Here is a 5,162-nt window from a genome sequence, read left to right as displayed (position 1 = left end):
ATGAACGGCTATCAGCCAAGAAAATCAGCGGTAGCTGCGTCTACTTCTTCCTGAGACATCTGAGACCAGTCAGGTGCTACATCTAGCAGAGATGCAGACTCTTCGGAGTCCTCCATCAAGGCATCCATAGCATCGTCATCTAACGGTTCAAAATCGCCCAGCAGCTCACTCTCATCAATTTCTGGTAGCTCCTCAACGTAATAGCTGTCCTGTGCTGACTCAACCATATGTACTGAACTTTCAACAGTTTGTGCAGCATCCTTAATTGGTGCTGGCTCTTCTGTTTCAAGTTGTTCTACTACGGCTTCGACATTAGGTACATCCACCTCTGCTGCATCAATGGCGCGCAATATTAACTTACGACCATTAGTACCTCGCGCACCACCAGAAAGTACCTCAACACCTTGTTTTGTTAGCTGTTCCTTTATGCGGTTAAGCTTCCCAGTTAATGCCGAAGCATTTTGAGGCCAGTTACGAGGCAGACGACGCATTCCCGCCAATATCGAATTCATCAGCATCTTATGCACCTGGCTAGGAACGCCAGAAAACTGCTTATGCTGTTGGACCACATTAACGATACTAGCTAGGAACTCATCGTGCTCTACAACTTGCTGGTTCAAAGCTTTTTCCTGAGTCTTGTTCACATATTGCTGAACTGACTGATCTTCAATGCCTATAGCCCGCTCGAAAGCTGCTAGGAATAAATTGAAATCACCAGCTCGATGATTCGATATGGTTTCAACCGAGCCTATGTAGCTCATAGCTTTCGAGGTGGTATCCAGCAACCAAGCCTGAACTTGAGGCAGGATCTGGTCAAGCTTACGGTAGATCTCAATGTCACTGCCATAGACTACCTTTGGCTTGCCCGCCTTCACAAACAAAGAGCGTGTACACAAATCATGCTGCTTCGGAAACGATATTGCCGTCATGATCAATGGTTGGTGCAATCTTGTGGCAACCACGTCAGTGTTCGTATATAGCTTACGATCATCGACAGTACCTCCGGTTGCTATGCTACATAGCGCATTAGCCAATTTATCGTTGATACCACCGCAGTTATCGAAGCACATTAGGTAGTTCTTCGAGACTGTCGCTACCAAGTCGCGTCCATCCTTTGGCTGAGCTTTCACCGTATCTTCACCCAGACCAAGTAGCTTAGTTAACAAGCGAGCTACCGTGGTCTTTCCTGTTCCAGCATTTCCGTGCAAATACAGAATAGGGAACGTAAGCCCATCGGCACGAGGATGTGAAAGGATGAAACCAGCATACGCCATAATTAATGCAAATTGATTGTCATTCAGATTACTGAACACCTGTTTCAGCTGGCTGACAACACGTTCGCTATCGTAAGGAGCCGAGCCATAACTTAAGCAGCCATTCGACGGAGCGTGGCGGAATGTAATACCTGTGGCTTCATCGATAGTTCTGACTTCACCATCAGACAAAACTAAAGCTTTTCCGTCAGTACTACTCATATTCAGCACCACACCCTTGGAAGGATCGTCCTCATCCAGACGTTCGTTGTACAGCGCTACGTCTACTTCCTGACCATCTATCGTGGCACTTAACGCCACTGATTCAATAGCCTTCTTGATATCTGAGCGAAGTAATCCTTTAATGCCAGCAGATCTAGCAGCTTTAGCCACCAGAGCGAAGAACTCATTACTTTCCAATGGAATACTATAGTTCACAGCACTACCGGACGTGATTAATACTGGCTCTCCTCCATCCAACGCAACAACACAGTTTGGCGTCTTCTCTAGGGCTTCGATCAAGCTATCACTGAAAATATCCTCATTGCTTTTTAGAGCTTGAGTTAAAGCTACTGCGATAGGAGCCGCTAGAGGTGAAAATGGAGTTTTTGGTCCTTGAGCTGTCTTGCTGTTTTTAGTACGTAGTTGCATTTTAATCTCCTGATTAGTAATTAACGATTGTTTGTTACGTGGTATTCGCAATCGCAACGCAGGCGATATCCTTCTCCCAGCACCTCCTCGGAAACATCCGCCATAGTCTTTTCAACTAAGGAAAAAGCTTCTGAGTCTGTAGCTTGGGTCTGGACGCCTACGCAGTCGTGAATTGCGAAAATAAGTGGGATGTTCATTCGCTCTAGCTTGATGCAGAGCTGGCGGAGCATGTAGCTGCATACCGCCTGAACATAGAAATTTCGGATTGTTGTCGTTCGCGTGTCGGCGGCGACGGTTCTACGAAATCCGAAGACTTCAGCGAAACCTTGTTTCTTCGCCTCCTCCACTTTTCCATCGAGATACGCATCGACCTTAGAGAAGATGGCACGTAATTCCCGATCCCAGATTGCCGCCACTGTCGGACTGACACCGAACTTCTTAGTTATGCCTCGTGATGTGATACCGTATAGGTGTGCGATACACAGCCGCTTGAAGCGCACTCTGTCTAGTTCAGTGAAAGCCTGAGAGCGTGATTGCAGCTCTAGGTACAAGTCTCCATTTTGGTAGGCAGACCATAGAGCATGGTCGCCAGCCAATGCCGCGAGTGATGCTGGCTCCTGTGAACAGTAGTCCAACACAAATATTTGCTTACCCTTTTTCGGATAGAGCAGGTGGTTGCGGATTGGTTTAGACAGGTATACGAAAGATGCGCCTTTTGGTGCCTCTCTACCTGTCGAGGAACCGAATGGATTAGGCCATTCATGGTGCTTACCTCGGAAGTCGACATTGAATCGCAGTACATTTCTGTACCGAACGTACATCATTGCTACGTACATTCGCTGGGCGAGTTCTACATTGACCTCTTTTAATTTGCGCCGTTCTATTACCAACGTGCCATCTGGATTCCTCGGCCAAAGTGTTAGCTCTGGCCCTGAGAGAAAGAAGGCGGGGTCTCCCATCACCTGTACGCGATTCTCATCATCTATACTGAGAAGTCCCATACCGATCAGGTATTGAAGGTTCGCCTCGCCAGTTTCGAGGTTTCGTTGGTATTTCATCAGCCGACCGATATGTACCGGAATGCCCCGTTGGTAACGAAGAACACAGCTTTCTATGTAGGCTCTGTCGTCGCTGTCGCCAAGGACATCCGAATCTCCCACCAATTCTTCCAACTTGCCAGCTAGAAAGTCTGATGGTGGTTCGAAGGTTTTATATTGGCTTAACCAACCCTCCAGTCGTTCGGCTTTGGCCTTATTCCCTATCGGTTTACACGCTGATATATGTTTCGCTTTCGCTAGAAACATTCCTGAGTGGAACAGTTGCTTGGCTCTTACTTCGCTTAGCATCTCTGCTAGCTCCTCTATGTTGTTGATTACAACCTCATGCGAACGAACCACGGACGTAAAAAAGCTAGACCTTTCCTGATTGTTAAAGAGCGACAGCCAATAAGATATATTACAAAAAGTATCTCAATGCGATACCTATAGAGCGGATGCTATAGATCATCCCCTAGGTCGTCAACAGAAAAGTTTCTTATTTTTTGACTTTTTTAAATGAGTAGTTAAAATTCAACCAAGAATTAGCAGGTATAGAGCTTTACCTCTGGGCAAGAATGGGTAGTTGAATGAAGACTTTTAAGTTAGGAAAACACACAAGCATATCTACTGTGCTCGCTGAGTTTGTTAAGCAACTTAGGCTATATGGTGCGGATTATGTGCGGTCCGGTGGCGACATCAGCAAGGCAGATCCATCCCCGGAAAGCCAGGAAACCGTAGCGAAGGCTCTTAAAATAACCAAGGCGGCTTATTCCAAGATCGAGAACGGCGATGTAGCTATTTCTATCTACCACCTGAGCCAGCTTTGCATTGGTTATGGTATTTCCCTTGGGGAGCTAATGTCTTGCGTCGATAAAAGAGTAGAAGAACTGGAAAATAACGGCGTTAAAGTCGTTAATGTCAAAGTTACGCTGCGATTAGACTGTTTACGGTGGAAAGCTAAGATCGACGAGAAAACGGAAGCGAACTTCAACAAACTCAAGAGAGAATTAAAAAAAACATACAACTTATACTCGGACGAACAACGTGAAGCTCTTAAGCTAGAGTGCCGTGAGAAGGCCAAAGACGAGCTAGAAAAAAAGCACGACTTAGGTCAGGCCATTGCCGAGCAAGGCATGATTCAGGAGTCCATGAACCGAGCGTAGAAACCGATAGTTCATTATTTGCCGCGACGGCGGCGGATGTCGTCGCTGTCGAGCCCCCCAAAAAAAAGCAGAGATCCTCATTCCTCTGCTTTGATCATGGCTAATCCTCTAGCATTTCATCGACTAGCTCCCCTGCAATATAGCCCAAAATTCCCCCGGCTATAATGCCACACGGGCCGAACCTGGCACCTATAGCAGCGCAAGCCTTCGCAGCTTTGAATCCTGTACCCTTACTAGGTTTTCGCATAGGTAGTGGCTCTGAATATACTCTGGTTTTACTTTTCGGTGCCATTTAGGTAGCTCCTCTGTTGAATATTTATTGATGTGAGATCAATGCTGAACATTGCTCCCTAATTTCTTTGACTGTCTGTTATTTATGGTTTGGCGAGACTGATAGTAGGCTAGCTGTGGTATCTGACTGTGGTGTTACGTAACTCGGTGCAGCTTATTTAGCATTTGGATCATGGCGATCCTAAAGCTTGGCTAAGTTCATTAGCTCCTCTTTTACCTTGCTATAATCTTCCCCTTTCTTATGCATGTAGATTGATGGTTCTGCCCTCTCGGCTAATCCCAGTGATCTACTTACGGCTGCGCAGAAGCCCTGATTGTTTGCACTACCTCCTTTGAACAGTGGTTTATACAGTTGGCTTTTCCATGACCTATCCTCTTGCGATTCGATCAATTCGAATAGGCTGGCCATTGGCACCCACTCTTTAGAATGCAACCCTGACCCACCGCTCTGCCCCGTTATTCGGAAGTAGAGTTGCTTGTCAGCAGCATGCATGGCAATTTCGTACTGCACTTTACCTGTCGACTTTGATCCTAGTTTGTCTGCTTTCCCCTGCTTTACTACGTTGGCGAAATGGTTAATTGTTCCTGTCTCCGGTTCCGCTATCTTGCTTCGGGTTTTACGCTGGGTCATAGATATCCCTATTTTTCATTACCTTAGAAACTAAAAAACCCTTACGGATACTGATCCATAAGGGCATTTACTTAGCATTAATATAAGTTTGATTGGGTACTTTATTACTTTAGGATTCGTCCGGTAATTTCCGGTA

4 protein-coding genes are annotated in these 5,162 nt (G+C 46.1%); 1 reads left to right on the top strand and 3 read right to left on the bottom strand.

The window, feature by feature from the left end; all coding sequences use genetic code 11:
- Positions 1–11: 11 nt before the first annotated feature.
- Together ACYP03_RS23660 and ACYP03_RS23655 are read right to left on the bottom strand one after the other, a co-directional pair.
- The gene (locus ACYP03_RS23660) at positions 12–1,904 is read right to left on the bottom strand and encodes a hypothetical protein (protein ID WP_459782314.1); all 1,893 of its coding nucleotides are present in this window, start codon (positions 1,902–1,904) and stop codon (positions 12–14) included.
- Positions 1,905–1,924: 20 nt separating this feature from the next.
- Entirely contained in the window at positions 1,925–3,250 is a 1,326-nt protein-coding gene (locus tag ACYP03_RS23655) for a DNA polymerase (RefSeq protein WP_459782313.1), read from the bottom strand.
- A 278-nt stretch (positions 3,251–3,528) separates the two neighbouring features.
- Here ACYP03_RS23655 and ACYP03_RS23650 point away from each other — a divergent pair, with 278 nt between their 5' ends.
- The gene (locus ACYP03_RS23650; RefSeq protein ID WP_459782312.1) at positions 3,529–4,104 is read left to right on the top strand and encodes a helix-turn-helix domain-containing protein; all 576 of its coding nucleotides are present in this window, start codon (positions 3,529–3,531) and stop codon (positions 4,102–4,104) included.
- Between the two features lie 472 nt (positions 4,105–4,576).
- On the opposite strand, the gene ACYP03_RS23645 is transcribed toward ACYP03_RS23650, so the two are convergent.
- Entirely contained in the window at positions 4,577–5,026 is a 450-nt protein-coding gene (locus ACYP03_RS23645; protein WP_459782311.1) for a hypothetical protein, read from the bottom strand.
- Positions 5,027–5,162: the final 136 nt, after the last annotated feature.

The sequence above is a fragment of the Photobacterium sp. R1 genome (assembly GCF_054600795.1).
The sequence above is the reverse complement of the archived record's forward strand: the minus strand, read 5'-3'. Positions and strand labels throughout refer to the sequence as shown.